General features: G+C 38.5%; 15 protein-coding genes. 10 read left to right on the plus strand and 5 right to left on the minus strand.

Annotated elements, in window-relative coordinates; genetic code table 11:
* Nucleotides 1–18: 18 nt before the first annotated feature.
* Both P2W72_RS08385 and P2W72_RS08390 read right to left on the minus strand, forming a co-directional pair.
* Nucleotides 19–468 carry a YhcH/YjgK/YiaL family protein gene (locus tag P2W72_RS08385; protein WP_276360806.1) on the minus strand — a complete coding sequence of 150 codons (450 nt, stop codon included), beginning with the start codon at nt 466–468 and terminating at the stop codon, nt 19–21.
* Nucleotides 469–543: 75 nt separating this feature from the next.
* On the minus strand, nt 544–1,569 hold the full coding sequence (locus tag P2W72_RS08390) for a sugar kinase (protein ID WP_276360807.1): 1,026 nt from the start codon (nt 1,567–1,569) through the stop codon (nt 544–546).
* A 227-nt stretch (nt 1,570–1,796) separates the two neighbouring features.
* On the opposite strand from P2W72_RS08390, the gene P2W72_RS08395 reads away from it, so the two are divergent.
* The 3 genes from P2W72_RS08395 to P2W72_RS08405 all read left to right on the plus strand — a co-directional run bounded on the left by P2W72_RS08395 (nt 1,797) and on the right by P2W72_RS08405 (nt 6,598).
* Nucleotides 1,797–2,459 (plus strand): bifunctional 4-hydroxy-2-oxoglutarate aldolase/2-dehydro-3-deoxy-phosphogluconate aldolase, encoded by a 663-nt coding sequence (locus P2W72_RS08395; RefSeq protein ID WP_276360808.1) that lies wholly within the window; start codon nt 1,797–1,799, stop codon nt 2,457–2,459.
* A gap of 281 nt (nt 2,460–2,740) precedes the next feature.
* Nucleotides 2,741–5,476, plus strand: coding sequence for a PKD domain-containing protein (locus P2W72_RS08400; RefSeq protein WP_276360809.1), 2,736 nt, complete (start codon nt 2,741–2,743; stop codon nt 5,474–5,476).
* Nucleotides 5,477–5,581: 105 nt separating this feature from the next.
* On the plus strand, nt 5,582–6,598 hold the full coding sequence (locus P2W72_RS08405; protein WP_276360810.1) for a type IX secretion system membrane protein PorP/SprF: 1,017 nt from the start codon (nt 5,582–5,584) through the stop codon (nt 6,596–6,598).
* Between the two features lie 57 nt (nt 6,599–6,655).
* On the opposite strand, the gene rpoN is transcribed toward P2W72_RS08405, so the two are convergent.
* Nucleotides 6,656–8,128, minus strand: coding sequence for an RNA polymerase factor sigma-54 (gene rpoN / locus P2W72_RS08410; RefSeq protein ID WP_276360811.1), 1,473 nt, complete (start codon nt 8,126–8,128; stop codon nt 6,656–6,658).
* A 148-nt stretch (nt 8,129–8,276) separates the two neighbouring features.
* Here rpoN and mscL point away from each other — a divergent pair, with 148 nt between their 5' ends.
* From mscL to tsaB, 5 genes are all read left to right on the plus strand, one after another.
* Nucleotides 8,277–8,690: a large-conductance mechanosensitive channel protein MscL gene (mscL, locus tag P2W72_RS08415; RefSeq protein ID WP_276360814.1), complete on the plus strand. Its 414-nt coding sequence runs from the start codon at nt 8,277–8,279 to the stop codon at nt 8,688–8,690.
* Nucleotides 8,691–8,963: 273 nt separating this feature from the next.
* Entirely contained in the window at nt 8,964–9,122 is a 159-nt protein-coding gene (gene rpmH, locus P2W72_RS08420; protein WP_079701901.1) for a 50S ribosomal protein L34, read from the plus strand.
* A gap of 74 nt (nt 9,123–9,196) precedes the next feature.
* A complete protein-coding gene (locus P2W72_RS08425) occupies nt 9,197–9,592 on the plus strand; it encodes a ribonuclease P protein component (protein WP_276360817.1) in 396 nt (131 codons plus the stop codon).
* The gene (yidD, locus tag P2W72_RS08430) at nt 9,582–9,818 is read left to right on the plus strand and encodes a membrane protein insertion efficiency factor YidD (RefSeq protein WP_276360819.1); all 237 of its coding nucleotides are present in this window, start codon (nt 9,582–9,584) and stop codon (nt 9,816–9,818) included. The genes P2W72_RS08425 and yidD overlap by 11 nt, the downstream gene beginning before the upstream one ends.
* Before the next feature lie 38 nt (nt 9,819–9,856).
* Nucleotides 9,857–10,543, plus strand: a complete 687-nt coding sequence (gene tsaB / locus P2W72_RS08435; RefSeq protein WP_276360821.1) for a tRNA (adenosine(37)-N6)-threonylcarbamoyltransferase complex dimerization subunit type 1 TsaB — start codon at nt 9,857–9,859, stop codon at nt 10,541–10,543.
* A gap of 4 nt (nt 10,544–10,547) precedes the next feature.
* Here tsaB and P2W72_RS08440 read toward each other — a convergent pair whose 3' ends face one another.
* Together P2W72_RS08440 and P2W72_RS08445 are read right to left on the minus strand one after the other, a co-directional pair.
* Nucleotides 10,548–11,912: a DUF5723 family protein gene (locus tag P2W72_RS08440; RefSeq protein ID WP_276360824.1), complete on the minus strand. Its 1,365-nt coding sequence runs from the start codon at nt 11,910–11,912 to the stop codon at nt 10,548–10,550.
* 77 nt (nt 11,913–11,989) lie between these two features.
* Nucleotides 11,990–13,600 (minus strand): hypothetical protein, encoded by a 1,611-nt coding sequence (locus P2W72_RS08445; RefSeq protein ID WP_276360826.1) that lies wholly within the window; start codon nt 13,598–13,600, stop codon nt 11,990–11,992.
* Nucleotides 13,601–13,838: 238 nt separating this feature from the next.
* On the opposite strand from P2W72_RS08445, the gene P2W72_RS08450 reads away from it, so the two are divergent.
* Together P2W72_RS08450 and priA are read left to right on the plus strand one after the other, a co-directional pair.
* A complete protein-coding gene (locus P2W72_RS08450; protein ID WP_276360828.1) occupies nt 13,839–14,225 on the plus strand; it encodes a DUF423 domain-containing protein in 387 nt (128 codons plus the stop codon).
* Nucleotides 14,225–16,708, plus strand: a complete 2,484-nt coding sequence (priA, locus tag P2W72_RS08455; RefSeq protein ID WP_276360831.1) for a primosomal protein N' — start codon at nt 14,225–14,227, stop codon at nt 16,706–16,708. Before P2W72_RS08450 ends, priA begins: the two co-directional genes overlap by 1 nt.
* The last annotated feature ends 23 nt before the right edge of the window (nt 16,709–16,731 follow it).

Consider the following 16,731-nt stretch of genomic DNA (forward strand, 5'->3'; position numbering starts at 1 on the left):
AACCGGGGCATTCTTAATTTAGATTTTTACTTTAACAACCAGTTTTTTGATCACACCCTCACCGATCATTGGTGCGTGCACATCTTCAGGGAAGAAGATCGCAAACTGCATGTCTGATAGCTGGAAATACATTTCCGGCTCGTCATTGTAAAATGAAACATCCTTTTCAGGATTGTACTCGCCTTTAAGTGATTTGCAGGCACTGCGTGGTTTCCAGCCTATCTGCTCTTTGCCACTGATGCAAAGCTGAATATCAATGTTTTTATCATGGCATTCGAACTTAGCTGCAGATTCAGCGGCAGTCATACCTTCTTTTTCAGAAACGATATACTTTAAGCCTTCACTGATGTCGAATTTTCCGATTTCTGCATTTTTAAGATCGATTGAGTTAAGAAAATCAAAAGCCTTTGCAAAAAGTGGATGAATGGAAGTGTATTTTCCGGCATTTTCTAAGGTATCTATAATCATGACTGTAGGGTTTAAATGGGTTTATATTAAAAATCCGCCTGGTTAAGGGGCGGATTTTTCTATGATAATTTTTGTTTAGCGTTGTACACGTCCTGAACCGTCACCGCCTACCAGATCTTTTACTTCTGCTAAAGTAGCGTGGTTTAAGTCGCCCGGAATTGTATGTTTCAATGCAGATGCCGCAACACCGAATTCTGCTGCATCACCCATTGCCATTCCGGTTACCAGTCCGTAGATAAATCCACTTGCAAATGAGTCACCACTACCCACTCGGTCAACGATTCTTACTTCGTACTGCTTGGTGTGATAGAATTCATTTCCATCATAAACCAATGCAGACCATCCGTTATCAGAAGCACTATGGCTCTCTCTTAAAGTTGAAGCAATATATTTAAAGCCGAATTTAGCTTTCATCTGCTGGAATACATCTTTGTAACCATCAAGGTTCAGTTCGCCTTTAGTTACGTCAGTACCTTTAGAAGTAAATCCAAGAGTGGTATCTGCATCTTCTTCGTTACCGATACAAACATCAACATACTGGCATAATCTTGTCATTACTTCTCTTGCTTTTTCCTTACTCCATAATTTTTTACGGTAGTTAAGATCGATCGAAGTAGTGATACCTTTAGCTTTTGCAGCTTTTAATGCAGCTTCAGTTAAAGCAGCAGCTTTATCGCTCAAAGCAGGAGTAATACCAGTAGTGTGGAACCAGTCAGCACCTTCAAAAATTGCATCGAAATCAAACTCAGATACATCCACATCTGCAATTGAAGCATCAGCACGATCGTATACTACCTGAGAGGCACGCATCGAAGCACCTGTTTCAAGGAAGTAGATACCTAATCTTTTTCCGCCTCTTGCAACGAATTGAGTATCAACGCCATATCTGCGAAGGTGATTGATTGCAGACTGACCTATCGGGTTGTTAGGTACTTTGGAAACGAAGGTTCCGTTTAGTCCGTAGTTACATAGTGCTGCAGAAACGTTTGCTTCACCACCACCGTAAGTAACATCAAAGCTATCACTCTGTACAAATCTTTTGAAATCAGGAGTTGATAATCTCAACATTATCTCTCCAAGGGTTACGACTTTTTTAGCCATGGTTTATCTTGTAGTTTATTTGAAAGAAGGTTTATTATAATCCTATAGTTTAGGATAAACAAAAATACATTAAAGACGGATAATTAAAAGTTTTATCCCTTCTTAATCTTAAATATGCTTTTAAAATGTTACTGAAGCTTTAAATAAACCGAAATTTAAACCCTCTTCGTTCAATATTTATTAAATTATCTAAATTAGCGCAGAGTTTTAATTAGAAAATAATCACAATGAGTAAGAAAGCAGAACTTTTGAAGTTAATACCGGAGCAGGGAATATTGCCATTATACTTCAATAAAGATGAACAAACCAGCATCGAATTGCTGAAAGCATTATATAATGCAGGTATCCGTACAGTTGAATATACAAACCGTGGCGAGGCTGCATTGAATAATTTTAAGAAAATGCGTCAGTTCATCGATACTGAGTTAAAAGGGATGTATCTGGGTATTGGAACTATTAAAGATGGTAATATGGCTCAGACCTTCATTGATGCCGGTGCTGATTATATCATTTGTCCGGGATTGGTTGAAAGTGTCGCTGAGGTTGCAGATAAGTATGATATGCTTTGGGTACCGGGTTGTATGACTCCAAGTGAGATCATTAAAGCTGAGACTTTAGGAGCTAAGATGGTAAAGTTATTCCCTGGAAATATCCTGGGCCCTGGCTTTATGTCGGCAATTAAGGAATTGTTCCCTAATCTTAAGTTCATGCCTACAGGTGGTGTTGAATTAGACAGAGCGAATATTGAAGGATGGTTTAAATCAGGTGTTTGTGCTGTAGGTATGGGAAGCAAGCTGGTGAGCAAGGACGTGATGGAGAATAAGAAGTATGCTGAACTGACAGAAGCTACAAAACAGGCCCTTGAGATTATCAAATCGATAAGAGCTTAATCAAATCAATCTGATAAATATTGTGAAGCCGGCAGGAAGACTCTTGCCGGCTTTTTTTATAGTAAAAATCATTATTCAGATCATTACCGGAAATGGCCGGGATCTGTAATTTTCCGGATTGGTCTTTATGATTAATTCGGTATAGCTATCAACTTCAGATCATTTTCTCTTTCCCTGCCGTTCAATACCGCTTAATTCATATTTTTATAACAGAATAAGCCAGTCTGAACGTATCTTATCATAATGTTCAGCTTATTAATGAGGGGCAGATTCCAAAAGAAATGTTCAGAAAGTTAGGTTTAATTTGTTTTCTGATTTTAAGTTTAATTCTTTTCTGTAAAGGGAAGGTCAGTGCCCAAAGTACATCAAACGAGGGGACAGAATTCTGGGCTGCATTTCCTACTCATATGCCCGGAGGTAATTTCAGAGATGGTATTCTTATTCAAAGTTTCCCTGCAAAATATTCGGTTTTTATAACAGGAAGTCAACCCTCTTCAGGTGTAGTTTCTGTTGGTTCATGGTCGCAGAGTTTTAATCTGAGCGTCGCAAATACTGTAATTGAGATTGAAGTTCCACGTTCTGAAGCCTATATTAATGAGTCTGAGGCTGGTAGAATCTTAACAAATCGTGGAATTAAAATATTAGTTGATCCGGGAAAACCTAAAGTTGTAGTTTATGGTCATATTTTTGCGGGGCGTCGCTCAGCAGCTTCTTTAATTTTACCTAAAGAATCAATAGGTCAGCGCTATTATAGTATGAATCAGGAAGTTGGTATCCCTGATGATGGTGGAAAGAATCATATTGTAATAGTAGCAACAGAACCGGATACACGAGTTTTTATACAGAACGGGGGAAGGGATCTTGTTCCGGGAGGAATATTGCTGAATAACCCCGGAGATGTATACGAATATCTTTCTCAAAATGATCTGACAGGTACTAAAGTGTTTGTTGATCCAAATTCATCGGCATGTAAAAGGTTTGTGCTATTCTCCGGGACCACAAATTCTACAATGACCGTTCCTACAGGATGTGGTCAGATATCATCTGATCCATTATATCAACAAAATTATCCCGTTGAAAGCTGGGGAAGCAAATATGGATTTATTCCATTCAGTTCAAGAAGCAGAAGTGGTGCCGCAGTAAGAACCAGAGGCAATTTTTTACGCATTCTTGCAAAAGAAAACAATACCGTTGTAAATTTCAACGGTAGTCAAATTACACTCAATGAGGGGCAGTATTATCAGTCCCCCAACCCTTTAAATACACCGGCTTACATAAGTTCAGATAAAGCTGTTGCAGTTGCTCAATATTCTCTCACTCAATCATGCGCAGGAGGTGGCTTTAGCGATCCGGATATGGTGATTCTGAATCCGGTTGAATACAACATCAGAAACATTACTGTATACTCATCCGATAAGGAAAATATCAGCGAAAACTATGTAAATATTCTCATAAACACTTCTGCAGCAGCCTCATTCAGAATAAATGGTAAGGCTCCTACGGCTAATTTTATACCCCTGCCTTCTTCACCAGGCATGTCGTATTTACAGCTTAATTTGAATCAGTATTCCAGCCAGATATTTAACTTATTTGCTTCAGAAGGCTTTAATGCGATTGCCTATGGATTTGGAGATGTGGAATCGTACGCCTATTCAGCAGGTACCAATCTGGCATCTGCCCAGTATGTAAGAGCAATAAATAAAATTACACTTGAGGAAATAACAAGTGCCTGCACCAATCAGGATATGAATTTCAAACTCACGTTAACGGCACCTGCATCAAGTTTGTCATGGCAGCTGGATACGAATGATACTCCTGTTATTCAGTCTAACCCGGCATATACCACTGTTGTGAGAAGTGGTATCAGTTATTACGAATATCTTTTTCCAAGAAATCTGGGATACAATCAGGCCGGAAAAAAGATTATTAAGGTAATTGCCCGATTTGCTTCTGCAGCAGGTTGTACACTTGATGAACAGCAAATTGATTATGCACTCGATATATATAACCCTCCGGTTCCTGCATTTACCAGCACGGTTAATTATTGTGAAAATGCTGAAATAAGTTTTACGGACCAAAGTAATGATAATGGTAATCCGCTCACTTCGTGGTTATGGGATTTTGGTGACGGAACCAGCTCAACTGAACAGAATCCCAAACATATCTATGCACGTGCAGGGCAATATACCGTTATTCTGAAAATTCAGAATTCAACCAGTTGTAATGTTCAGGAATTGCCAAAAACAATTCAGCTTAAGGAAGCTCCAGCTGCCGACTTCGAAATGTCAAAACCAGGTTGTAATAATTCAAGCATTTCCTTTACCGATCGCTCAACTACTATTCAGGGAAGGATTGTAAAATGGAAATGGAACTTCGGGGATGGAAATGTTTCTGAACAAACAAATTCATCACCTGTAAACCATCAGTATACAGCCGGTGGAACTTATAAGGTCAGCCTGACAGTCAGCAATGAATCCGGCTGTGAGCAAACACTTATTAAAGAACTAAGTATTTCAACTCCTTTTTTAAATGTGGGAAGGGATACAGTGATTTTAAGGGGTGGGATGCTTGGTTTTAACATCCTGGCCACAGGGACAAACCTTAAATATAAATGGAGCCCTTCAACGGGTCTGGATCGTGATGATGTCAGAAATCCTGTTGCATCACCGCAGGTTGATACAAGATATACAGTGACTATTACTTCGGATGAGGGTTGTGTACTTACCGATGATATTTTAGTTAAAGTACTTGAAATGCCGGTAATTCCAAATACTTTCAGTCCGAATGGCGATGGCATTAATGATGTCTGGAATATACAGTACCTCGATAGTTATCCCGGCGTGATCGTAAGTATTTATAACAGATATGGCATTAAGGTTTATGGGTCTATAGGCTATTTGAATCCATGGAATGCAATTTCCAGTGGGGTACAAGTACCTGTAGGAATATATTATTATCTGATAGAGCCAAAATCAGGTCTGCCTTCCTTCAAAGGCTGGGTAACCATAATAAGATAAGAGAGAATAAAGCATTTTAAAAACATTAATCTTAAATTAAGCCCTGCATTGTTTAAGGAAATTTCTTTATTATAAGGAGAGCCTTATTAGTTGATTGGAAAATAAATGAAGAGGTTGCTTGTATTTATTGCGGTTTTTGCAACTTGTTTTGCCGTTTCGGCTCAGCAAAGGCCGCAGTATACCCAATATATTTTAAACAATTTTATTCTGAATCCGGCGATTGCAGGGATTGAGAACTATGTGGATGTAAAAGCTGGATACAGAAACCAGTGGCAGGGTTTGAGCGGTGCACCTGAAACCTCTTACCTTTCTGTTCACGCACCGATCGGGAAGAGTTTTTTGTATGGCACATCAACTTCAGTCCCTCAGGGAGGAGGTACTAACCCAAACAGCAGAAGTTATCTTCAGAATTATATGGCATCTGAACCTCATCACGGGGTAGGGTTTACCGCTGTTTCTGATAAGGCCGGCCCTATTACCCGAACTGATCTGAATTTCAATTATGCTTATCATATTGGTATAACTGAGCAAATCAATGTTTCTGTAGGTGTTGCAGCCGGTGTTTCTAAAATTTATCTCGACCGTTCACAGATTATTCTTGAAAATCCTGTAGATCAGGCTATTGGTACAGGTTCTTATGATCAGTTTAAACCTGATCTTAGTGCAGGTTTGTGGCTTTATGGCCCAAGATATTTTGCAGGGGTCTCTGCACAGCAACTTTTAAAAAGCCCTATTGGGTTTAGTGATGATCCTGTTGCCTATAGTCAGGGAAGAAAGGTCCCTCATTTGTTTGCAACCGCCGGGTATAAAGTTTACCTGGGCGACGATTTTGCTGCAATACCTTCCCTGCTTGTGAAAGTGGTTTCTCCGGTTCCGGCCTCTGTTGATGCCAACCTGAAACTGGCTTATAAAGATCGTTTCTGGGTTGGCGGTAGCTACAGAAAAGATGATGCCTTTGCCGGTATGGCCGGATTTAATATTGGATCTTTGATGAATATCGGATATTCCTATGATTTTACTACTTCAGGTTTAAATACTGTGAGCAGGGGCTCTCATGAAATTGTGCTGGGTCTATTTCTGAATAACCGGTATAAAGTTACCTGTCCTCAGAAAAGCTGGTAAGGGGCTGTTGTCTGTTATCTGTTATCAGGGAGATGTGGTTGGGGGAAATCCTGAAATTTAAAGTTCCTTTCTGAGTCGTGCAACCGGGATATTCATAGCTTCCCTGTACTTGGCAACAGTTCTTCTGGCGATATTATAACCCTTTTCCTTTAGAATCTCGGTGAGCTTTTCATCAGCAAGCGGACGCTTTTTATCTTCATTTCCGATACATTCTTCAAGGATTTTCTTAACTTCTTTATTTGAAACCTCTTCGCCACTTTCCATTTGGATAGCTTCTGAAAAGAATGATTTTAACAGGAATGTTCCAAATTCTGTCTGTACGTATTTTGAATTGGCAACCCTCGAAACTGTTGAGATATCCATGCCGATGCGGTCGGCGATATCTTTAAGGATCATTGGTTTCAGGTTTTTATCATCACCGGTCAGAAAATAATCATACTGATAATGCATGATAGCATTCATCGTTTTCAATAAGGTTTGCTGACGCTGCTTGATAGCATCGATAAACCATTTTGCCGAATCAAGCTTTTGCTTAACGAACTGTACTGCTTCCTTTAGCTTTTTATCTTTTTGCGAAGATTTATCATAATGTTCAAACATCTCCTGATAGGAGCGGCTGACACGGAGTTCAGGAGCATTTTTTGAATTCAGTGTAAGAACCAATACCCCATCATTATTGCTGATGTGAAAGTCAGGAATAATCTGCAGTTGCTTTGTGGTAACAGCATTGGAGTCGCCAGGTTTCGGATTTAATTTTAATATTTCAGCGATGACTTCCTTCAATTCTTCTGAATCCATGTTCAGTGAACGTTCCAGTTTGTCATAATGTTTTTTAGTGAACTCGTCGAGGTAATCTTCAACTACACGAATCGCTTTTTGAACCACAGGATTATGTTCTCTTTTTCTGAGCTGGATCAGCAGGCATTCCTGCAAATCTCTTGCTCCAACACCTGCAGGGTCGAATGACTGGATTACTTTTAATATTTCCAGAACTTCATCCTCTTCTGCAAAAACGTTTTGGGAAAAAGCAAGGTCGTCGACCAATGAGTTTACCGGCCTTCTGAGGTAGCCGTCATCATCAAGACTTCCGATAATTTGTTGACCAATTCTGAAATCTTTATCTGAAAGTGGGACCAGGTCAAGCTGAGCCTGCAAACTCTCAAAAAATGAACTTTGTACGGCTATTGGTATCTCTTTACGGTCTTCATCATCATCTCCGTTTTGATCGTATTTAGATCCATAGTCGTTGATACTGTCATCCTGAAGGTAATCATCCACATTAAATTCATCTCCGGTTTCATGATCATCTTCAGCATTGAATGAATCTTCATCAGGATCCCTGTCAGGATATTCTTCAACAGGATCATTCATGTTAGCTAAACTCAGATCCTCTAAAGCAGGATTATCTTCAAGCTCTTCCTTAATCCGGGTGTCAAGCGAAACAGTAGGGACCTGTAATAACTTGATGAACTGGATTTGTTGTGGTGAAAGCTTTTGAAGAAGCTTTTGCTGAAGATTTTGTCTTAACATGTTATAATTTGTCGCGTAAAATTACACAAATATTAGTTTTTGAAACAGCTATGCATAAAATTATATACGTGATTATGACGCAGAAATGTTTTTGATTTTATGAAAGATTAAGCTTATTTTGGTTAAACAAATCAATAATCATGGTATTATGGCTATCGTAAAAGAATTTAAAGAATTTATTTCCAAAGGAAATGTAATTGATCTTGCTGTGGGTGTGATTATCGGTGCGGCATTTGGTAAAATCATCACCTCACTGGTGGATGATGTATTGATGCCTCCACTGGGCTATCTGATGGGTGGTGTTGATTTTTCAGATAAAAAAATAGTTCTGGTTGATGCAGATACTGTTAACAAAGTTGAAGAGGTTGCTTTGAGATATGGTAGTTTCATTAATTCTGTAATTCAGTTTCTGATTGTTTCTTTCTGTATTTTTGCAGTCATAAAAATGATGAATGCACTGAAACGTAAAGAGGAGGAATTGCCTTCAGCACCACCTGCACCCGGAGCCGAAGAAGTACTTTTACGGGAGATCAGGGATCTCTTGAAAAATCAGACAAAGTAATTCCCGTTAAATCAATTTAAATTTAGCCTGAAAATTTTTTAATGAAGCAGGTTTTGCTTTATAAAGCGTATTTGGCGCATTATTTTCAACAGATTTAAAGCTGGATTGTTTTAGATTTAAAGGCAGATTTTAGTCCTGATAATATTCAAAGGCTTTGTTTGTCTGCATTTTTAATAAAATATGTGCACATTTTTACATCTATAGTTTGAATTGTAAAAAATCAAGCTTATATTTGCACCTCTGTTTTTTAGAGCAATAATATATAAATAAGTCATGAAAAGAACATTCCAGCCTTCTCAAAGAAAAAGAAGAAACAAGCACGGATTTAGAGAGCGCATGAGCAGTGCAAACGGAAGAAGAGTATTAGCGTCAAGAAGAGCTAAAGGTAGAAAAAGACTATCTGTATCTGACGAGCGTCGCCATAAAGCATAATTTTGGTTGTATTTTCGTAGCCTGACGAAGGTGCAGATCATTATCTGCTTGTTTTGGGCTAAATAACAATCAAAATGCAAAGTTTTAAAAAAGAAGAACGGTTATGTAGCATAAAGCTTATTGAAAAGCTTTTTCATAACGGTTCTTCTTTTTTAGTATATCCCTTCCGTATCGTCTGGCTTCCTGAAGAACTCCAGTCGGAAAGTCCCGCTCAGGTACTTGTAAGCGTTCCAAAAAAGAAATTCAAAAAAGCTGTTGACCGTAATCTTCTCAAAAGGAGAATGCGTGAACTTTATCGTTTGCATAAATCTGAAGATCTGTATCCTTTCCTAAAAGAACATTCAGTAAATCTATTGCTTGCCATTAATTATATCGGAAATGATATTGCTGAATATAGTTTTATGGAAAAGAAATTTAAAGATGCACTTCAGCGTTTAAAGAAGGCTTATCTAAGCAGCCATGTTAATTAATCTTATAAAAAAGACATTTTCTTTATTTTTTTTATTTCTGATCAGAATTTATCAGTATCTGATATCTCCTATGCTTGGGCAATCCTGCCGTTTTAACCCTACCTGTTCGCATTATGGCATTCAGGCTATTCATAAACACGGACCCTTTAAAGGAGGCTGGCTTACTTTAAAAAGAATCGGGCGTTGTCACCCCTGGGGAGGCCATGGGCACGATCCTGTGCCATGAAATTGCTTATATCTGTATAATTTTGCTCCTTTGTACTAATGAATAATCAACTGATTTTACTTATTGAAACAGCTACCAGTACCTGCTCTGTAGCTCTGTCGGAGAATGGAAATATTATTGCTGTAAAGGAGGTAAATGAGCGTAATATTCATGCCAGTCATATCACATTGTTTATCGGAGAGGTAATGCAGCAGGCCGGGAAAAAGTATTCTGATCTCAATGCGGTAGCGATCAGTAAGGGGCCGGGATCATATACCGGACTACGGATAGGGGTTTCTACTGCAAAAGGTTTATGCTATGCGTTGGATATCCCATTGATAGGTGTCGATACTGTTGAAGCTATGGCTTCGGGAATGTTAGGACAGCAGGAGATACCGGATGATAGTTTATTAATTCCTATGATTGATGCCCGCAGAATGGAGGTTTACACCGGAATTTTTGAAAAGGATATGAAGGCGATTGAACCCGTTTCAGCCAAAATCGTAGATGAAGGCTCTTTTGTGGAGTTCAATGACAGACAACTTTATCTCTTCGGCGATGGGGCAGGGAAATTCGAAGAGATGTTTGCCGATTACAGGAATGTTCACTTTATTGATTTTGTCAATTCGGCATCAAATATGAATTTGCTGGCCTGTAGTAAATTTCTAAACAATGAAAAAGAAAACCTGGCCTATTTTGAACCCTTTTACCTGAAAGATTTTCTTCTTACTCAATCAAAAAAATAAGCAGCTATTCTTTCTTCCCAAATACCTTTTTCACAAAACCCTCTAATGGGTTTTTTCTGAAACCGGGAGTACTTGTTGCATTGTGCATATGCTCAAGAATAGTACCAAACTTAAGACCAAAACCCATATAAAATGAAACGCCGGTATATCCTGAAGAATATGGACGTTGATCAGAAATGGAGTTTTTTAACATTTCAAACGACTTAAATAGTTGATCACTTCCTATATAAAATTCAACATTCGGAGACTTGATCATAAACTGTCCGCCAATTTGTAAAAACCCATTGGTGTTGTAATCTGTTGATGCCGTGAAAACATAATTTTTATAATGATAATTATGAATGAAAGCGATATCCCCTCCCTTGTAATATACACTTTTGGAAAGGATCAGGTTAGGTTTATAATCTCCGAATTCTTTATGAACCAGGAATTCTGCCTTACCATTGATTGCACTGATGTAAGATTTGTTTACAAATTTTGAGATGATCTTTTGATCAAGACTGTCGGCGAGACGATTGTCTGCGCTTGAATTAGATCCGTTTGCAATGATTATCTTACCCGTATCAAAATTATATTCATAAGAATCTTTGCTCCATCTGATAAAACCCAGGTCTTTCAGATTCCCCATGATTGACCATCCGTTACGCAGTTTATATCCTGCACTTGCGGTGACAGACATACCTGGGTTTTTAAAGTTTGGTTTAAGCATCTCATTCTGAAAATTATCAAATTTGAAGCTTGATTTTAAAGTGCCTTTGAGGGAAACATCGAAAACATCTGCCGGACCATTCACGTTAAGCTCAGATTCTCTGATTTTAATGGATGAATAGCTTATTCCGCTCAGTAAACTGAATTTTGCGCCCAGTGATAGCCGCTTCGAATAATTTTGCCTGTAGGCAAAACTAAACTGATGGTAATTTTGATTATATCCGTTATTGTTAAATAAGTCTTTATTCCCAGTATTTTGAAACACCCTGTAATCATCAAAAATTGCAAAGGTTTCATTGCTGATATCCATTCTCCCGTCGCTGCGTATTTGCCAGCTAAGTCCCATTTCCTGATAGTTCTTAACAGCTTTTAATACCCTGAACATTGCGATATAGTTATTTGAATTGAATGTCAGCACATTTCGCCGATTTTCGCCGAGCGTAATATCCCTGCCATTGAAGACGCCATCGTAGATCAAGGATTTGAAAGCTGATTCTGCAGGTCCCGAAAAACTGGTATTAAAACTAAGCGTAGGTATTAGAAAATTAAATGCAAACCTTCTGCTGGTATCAACCTGAGATGTCTTTTGCGAAGGGTTTTCAAAACTGTCATATAAAGTTCTGCTGTTATACAATGAGAATTGCTGTCCGTAAGAGGACATATTGCATACAAATATCAGGGTTAAAACAGAAAAAAAATCTCTTAAACGGCGGCAGATCATAGTTTTTGAATGGAGCATTAATCGTCTGTTTTAATACTATCTACGTTAAATGACAGTTCTTCTGCAGGTATGTTGTTCTTATATCCGGTATAAAAATTTGTAAAAAAGTGATCCTTATTGCCTGATAACTGAAACGAGACCGCATAAAGATCTTTTATCCCATATGATGGGCTACTGAAATTATTTGCATAACTCTTTTTAAATATTGATCTGATGATGCTGTCAGAGTTTTTCAGATTAAATACAAATGAAATGTTTGCCTGATCGGCTACCAGTTGGTCAAACTGTGTAAAGGAGGTTGTTTTAAACAGGAACCTTTCAGAATTATAGTCATCAAGATACTTTTTTAAGGTGTTTGCTGAATTGGAAATAATAATAAGGTTGTCGCTGATTACAAAAAAGGGCTTATGAAATCTCTTTAAAGGATCACCCCAGTAATAATAAAAGAGTTCCGGATAATTTACTTTTCTGATCAGGCCAGAATATTCAGAACTGACTGGCTCAAGAAAGAATTGCAGCTTACTGCCGTCAGTTGTTTTAATAATCGCGAGGCTCTCATGCGTGGAGAGCTGCAGAATGCTCATTTCATCGCCCCATAATTTTTTAATGTCCCTGTCAGGATTCAATCCGCTTTCTGAAATAATAAGATCTATTTCTTTCTTCAGCGAGTCTGTTGATTTTCTTCGACTAAACAGTTCTTGAAGATCTTTGTGAAAAAGAGTGTAATCAGAAACGCCATAAGTTACTGAGTTAGCAGTATTGTATGGAAATATTCTTTTTAAGGTATTTTTAATTGGTTTTTGATGAAGGTAAAGATCAATATAGCTCTTTTGCCCCTCAGTGCCTGAAGTGATGCCGTTAAACATGAGTGCATCACTTTTGTAATTTAAAGTTAAGCCTGAGTAACCTGAAAAACTTCTGAATAATTCGAAATTTCCAATCTGATTTTGTCGCAAAAATGGAGTCAGAAGTCCTGGTTTTCTATAATTTATGAACAGGTTTGCCAGTGCGTTTTCATTGCTTTTTACCCCCTCGCTAATTTCTCTGACAAATGATTTCTCTATTTTTTTTGCTTCCCCATCAATACAAATACCTAATAAGGATTTAGAAAAGCTCCCTCTGGCAATTCCTTTGTCGATACTGAGGTAGAAAGTGCGCTTTATATTTGGAGCAATGATTGACAATATTGGACCCGATTTTATTACTTTGATACCTGATCCCGATTTATTAAGTAATTCTGGCAGCTCATCATTAGAAACAGGCTCTTTTAAAGGTAATGACCATAAAAAATCAATACTATCGCCTGCAGAAGGATGTACAGATACAAATACTTTCTGTCCTTCTGTAAACATTTCCAGTTCTTTGTCACTTAATAAGATGTCTTTCAGCCAATGAATTTCATCTTTACTCTGATTTCCAATGATCGTATCAAACAGACGGTAATCCTTAAATATTTCATATAGACTACGGTCGTTGGGGTACTGAAAAATTATGGATGCATCAGCAGGAATTTCTGATAGGACGAGGTCATTATTCCGGCTTCTCGTATTTAGTTTTGAAAAGTATAAATATGCCACAGAAATTACTGCAAATAGTAAAAAAGTAGTAATTCCTATTATTTTTTTCATCTGTTTATTTTTTGTTTTTTAAAGGTGATCAACCTGCCTGCGGCAAGCAGGCCTACCTGCCGGTAGGCGGGCCTGCTTGCCGTCAGGCATGGCGATCATGATTTAATAATCATACCCCTGCGGGTTTTGGCAAAATCATGATGGTTTTATCAATCAGCTTTTTAGCAAATTTATATTTTTAAGTCTTCGCAGAAGAATTGCAAACATGTTTGTTAAATTAGCAATCTATTCTAACAATATGAACAAACGCATCATTATTATCGCTTCAGTGTTTGGGATGTTAGCTGTGATTTTAGGGGCATTCGGGGCTCATGCCTTAAAAGCACTTCTAAAACCTTCCGATCTGGAAGTTTGGAAGACGGCAGTTGACTATCAGTTCTATCATACTTTTGCCCTTTTGTTTTTGTCTGGTTTTTCAAGATTTAAAACAAGGTCAATAAATCTGGCTTCCTGGTTTTTTACTTTTGGTATTATTCTCTTCTCAGGTTCGCTGTACCTGCTTTCAACAAAAGATATTCATCATTTTTCACAGATATCTTTATTAGGCCCAATCACTCCGATTGGCGGATTGTTTTTTATTCTTGGCTGGATCAGTCTGTTATTGGCTACCATAAAGAATAAATAATGCTTGAGTTCAATGAATCTGAGGGTATTGTCAGAAAGACAATTTTCATAGAGGTTATTTTACCCCTGGCTATTGCTAAAACCTATACTTACCGTGTACCTTTTGAAATGGCAGATGAAATTGCTGCAGGAAAACGTGTTGTGGTTCAATTTGGCAAGAGTAAGATTTATACCGCAATTGTATGCCGGATATCAGAAACTCCGCCTGCATTATACGAAGCCAAGTATATCATTGACATTCTGGATCAGGAGCCAATCATCAATGAATTTAATCTGAAATTATGGAACTGGATGTCGGAATATTATCTCTGCCATATCGGAGAGGTAATGCAGGCTGCTCTTCCGGCTGCCCTGAAGCTGGCCAGTGAAACCAGAATTGTACTGAATCATACAGAATCAATTGATAAGACACTGCTTACAGATAAGGAGTTTCTGATAGTTGATGCTCTTGACTTGCACACTGAGCTTCGTTTGAGCGATGTCAGTAAGCTATTGAGCCAGAAAACTGTTTTCCCGATTTTAAGGGGACTTTTTGAAAAGAATGTCATTATTATTTCGGAAGAGATTGCCGAAAAATATAAGCCACGTGTAAAGTCGTTTATCAAGCTTCATCCCCAATTTACCGGGGCTGAGAATCGCAGGGCGTTATTTGAGGTTCTGGAGAGAGCACCCAAACAACTCGAATTATTACTGGCCTACTTTAAGCTTGAAAAGCAGCAAGGTGAAATCAGCAAAGCCGATCTTCTGGAAGCAGCTGGAAGCGGACCTGCAGCTATCAAAGCATTGCTTGATAAGGAAATTTTTATTCAGGAAGAAAAAATTGTCAGTCGTTTAAGTGCCGGTGATCTTGAAATTTTACGTGATATTAAACTTAATGAAGCTCAGGAACTGGCGCTGAAAGAAACCAAAGAACAACTCGATGAAAAGGGTGTCGTTTTGCTGTTTGGTGAAACATCGTCCGGGAAAACCCAGATCTATATCCGCCTGATTGAAGAAATGCTTCAGCAGGACCGTCAGATACTTTATCTGTTACCTGAGATTGCACTTACAACCCAGGTTATTGAAAGATTGCGTGAGCATTTTGGGGATAAGGTGGGGGTTTATCATTCGAAATTTAATGATAATGAACGTGCAGAAGTCTGGCAGAAGGTTTTAAAAGGGGAGTATAAAATGGTGCTTGGTGCCCGTTCCTCTGTCTTATTGCCTTTTGGGAATCTCGGATTAATAGTCGTTGATGAGGAACATGAATCTTCCTATAAACAGTACGATCCTGCCCCTCGTTATCATGCAAGGGATACAGCAATATATTTGGCACATCTTCACAAGGCGCAGATTGTTTTAGGCTCGGCAACACCAAGCCTGGAGAGCTTTTATAATACTAAGATCGGCAAATACGGACTTGTAAGTTTAAAGGGTCGTTACGGAGGAGTTAAATCTCCGCTGATTGAGGTTGTCAGTATTGCAGAAGAGACTCAAAGAAAGACGATGCAGTCGCACTTTACTTCTGTTCTGATGAAAGAGATTGCAGGAGCCTTATCCAGAAAGGAGCAGGTTATTCTTTTTCAGAATCGCAGAGGCTATACACCACTTTTACTTTGCACTACCTGTGGCTTTACGCCTAAATGCATTAATTGTGATGTGAGCCTTACATTTCATAAGAGCAGTGCAAAACTTCATTGTCATTATTGTGGCTATAAGCAGGACGTTCTTACTGCTTGTCCGGCTTGTGGCTCTGCCCGTATAGAACAAAAGGGTTTTGGTACCGAAAAAATTGAGGATGAATTGCAGCATTTGTTTGAGGATGCAAGAATTGCCAGAATGGATCTGGATTCTACCCGAACCAGGAGCAGTTTTCAGGTTTTGCTGAATGATTTTGAGGACGGGAAGATTGATATTCTGGTTGGAACGCAAATGGTTGCCAAAGGACTGGATTTTGGGAATGTGACTACCATTGGGATTATAAGTGCAGACAGTATGCTGAATTATCCTGATTTCAGGGCTTTTGAACGTAGTTTTCAAATGCTTTCTCAGGTTTCCGGAAGGGCGGGCCGCCGTGAAAAGCAGGGCAGGGTGATTATTCAGGCATATGATACCACCCACAGGATTATCAGCCAGGTAATCAGAAATGATTATGAAGAGATGTTTAATACTGAGATTATTGAACGCCGTAATTTTCATTATCCGCCATTGTACCGCCTTATTCAGATCGATGTGAAGCATAAGGATATCTCAAAGCTGCATGGTATTTCATCGTCATTTGCAAAGATTCTGCGGGCTCAGTTTGGTGATCGTATTCTTGGCCCCGAAGCTCCAATGATTAGCAGGATTAGAAATTACTATATTCAGACCATCCTGATCAAAGTAGAAAAGGAAGGCGTGTCGATTAACAAGATTAAAGAAGCGCTTCAAAGGATACTTGTTGATTTTGAGACTGTTCCGGCAAATAAGGGAGTTTTCATGCATATTGATGTCGATCCTTATTAAAAATACTTGATATTTTATCTGAA

The sequence above is a fragment of the Daejeonella sp. H1SJ63 genome, from assembly GCF_029360775.1.
Classification (GTDB): Bacteria; Bacteroidota; Bacteroidia; order Sphingobacteriales; family Sphingobacteriaceae; genus Daejeonella.

Coding starts and splice junctions, on each gene's coding strand:
- P2W72_RS08405 (WP_276360810.1), top strand. CDS start 5,582: ATGAAGAGGTTGCTTGTATTTATTGCGGTTTTTGCAACTTGTTTTGCC.
- yidD (WP_276360819.1), top strand. CDS start 9,582: ATGTTAATTAATCTTATAAAAAAGACATTTTCTTTATTTTTTTTATTT.
- P2W72_RS08440 (WP_276360824.1), bottom strand. CDS start 11,912: ATGTCCTCTTACGGACAGCAATTCTCATTGTATAACAGCAGAACTTTA.
- mscL (WP_276360814.1), top strand. CDS start 8,277: ATGGCTATCGTAAAAGAATTTAAAGAATTTATTTCCAAAGGAAATGTA.
- P2W72_RS08400 (WP_276360809.1), top strand. CDS start 2,741: ATGTTCAGAAAGTTAGGTTTAATTTGTTTTCTGATTTTAAGTTTAATT.
- P2W72_RS08390 (WP_276360807.1), bottom strand. CDS start 1,569: ATGGCTAAAAAAGTCGTAACCCTTGGAGAGATAATGTTGAGATTATCA.
- P2W72_RS08385 (WP_276360806.1), bottom strand. CDS start 468: ATGATTATAGATACCTTAGAAAATGCCGGAAAATACACTTCCATTCAT.
- rpmH (WP_079701901.1), top strand. CDS start 8,964: ATGAAAAGAACATTCCAGCCTTCTCAAAGAAAAAGAAGAAACAAGCAC.
- priA (WP_276360831.1), top strand. CDS start 14,225: ATGCTTGAGTTCAATGAATCTGAGGGTATTGTCAGAAAGACAATTTTC.
- P2W72_RS08445 (WP_276360826.1), bottom strand. CDS start 13,600: ATGAAAAAAATAATAGGAATTACTACTTTTTTACTATTTGCAGTAATT.
- P2W72_RS08395 (WP_276360808.1), top strand. CDS start 1,797: ATGAGTAAGAAAGCAGAACTTTTGAAGTTAATACCGGAGCAGGGAATA.
- P2W72_RS08425 (WP_276360817.1), top strand. CDS start 9,197: ATGCAAAGTTTTAAAAAAGAAGAACGGTTATGTAGCATAAAGCTTATT.
- P2W72_RS08450 (WP_276360828.1), top strand. CDS start 13,839: ATGAACAAACGCATCATTATTATCGCTTCAGTGTTTGGGATGTTAGCT.
- tsaB (WP_276360821.1), top strand. CDS start 9,857: ATGAATAATCAACTGATTTTACTTATTGAAACAGCTACCAGTACCTGC.
- rpoN (WP_276360811.1), bottom strand. CDS start 8,128: ATGTTAAGACAAAATCTTCAGCAAAAGCTTCTTCAAAAGCTTTCACCA.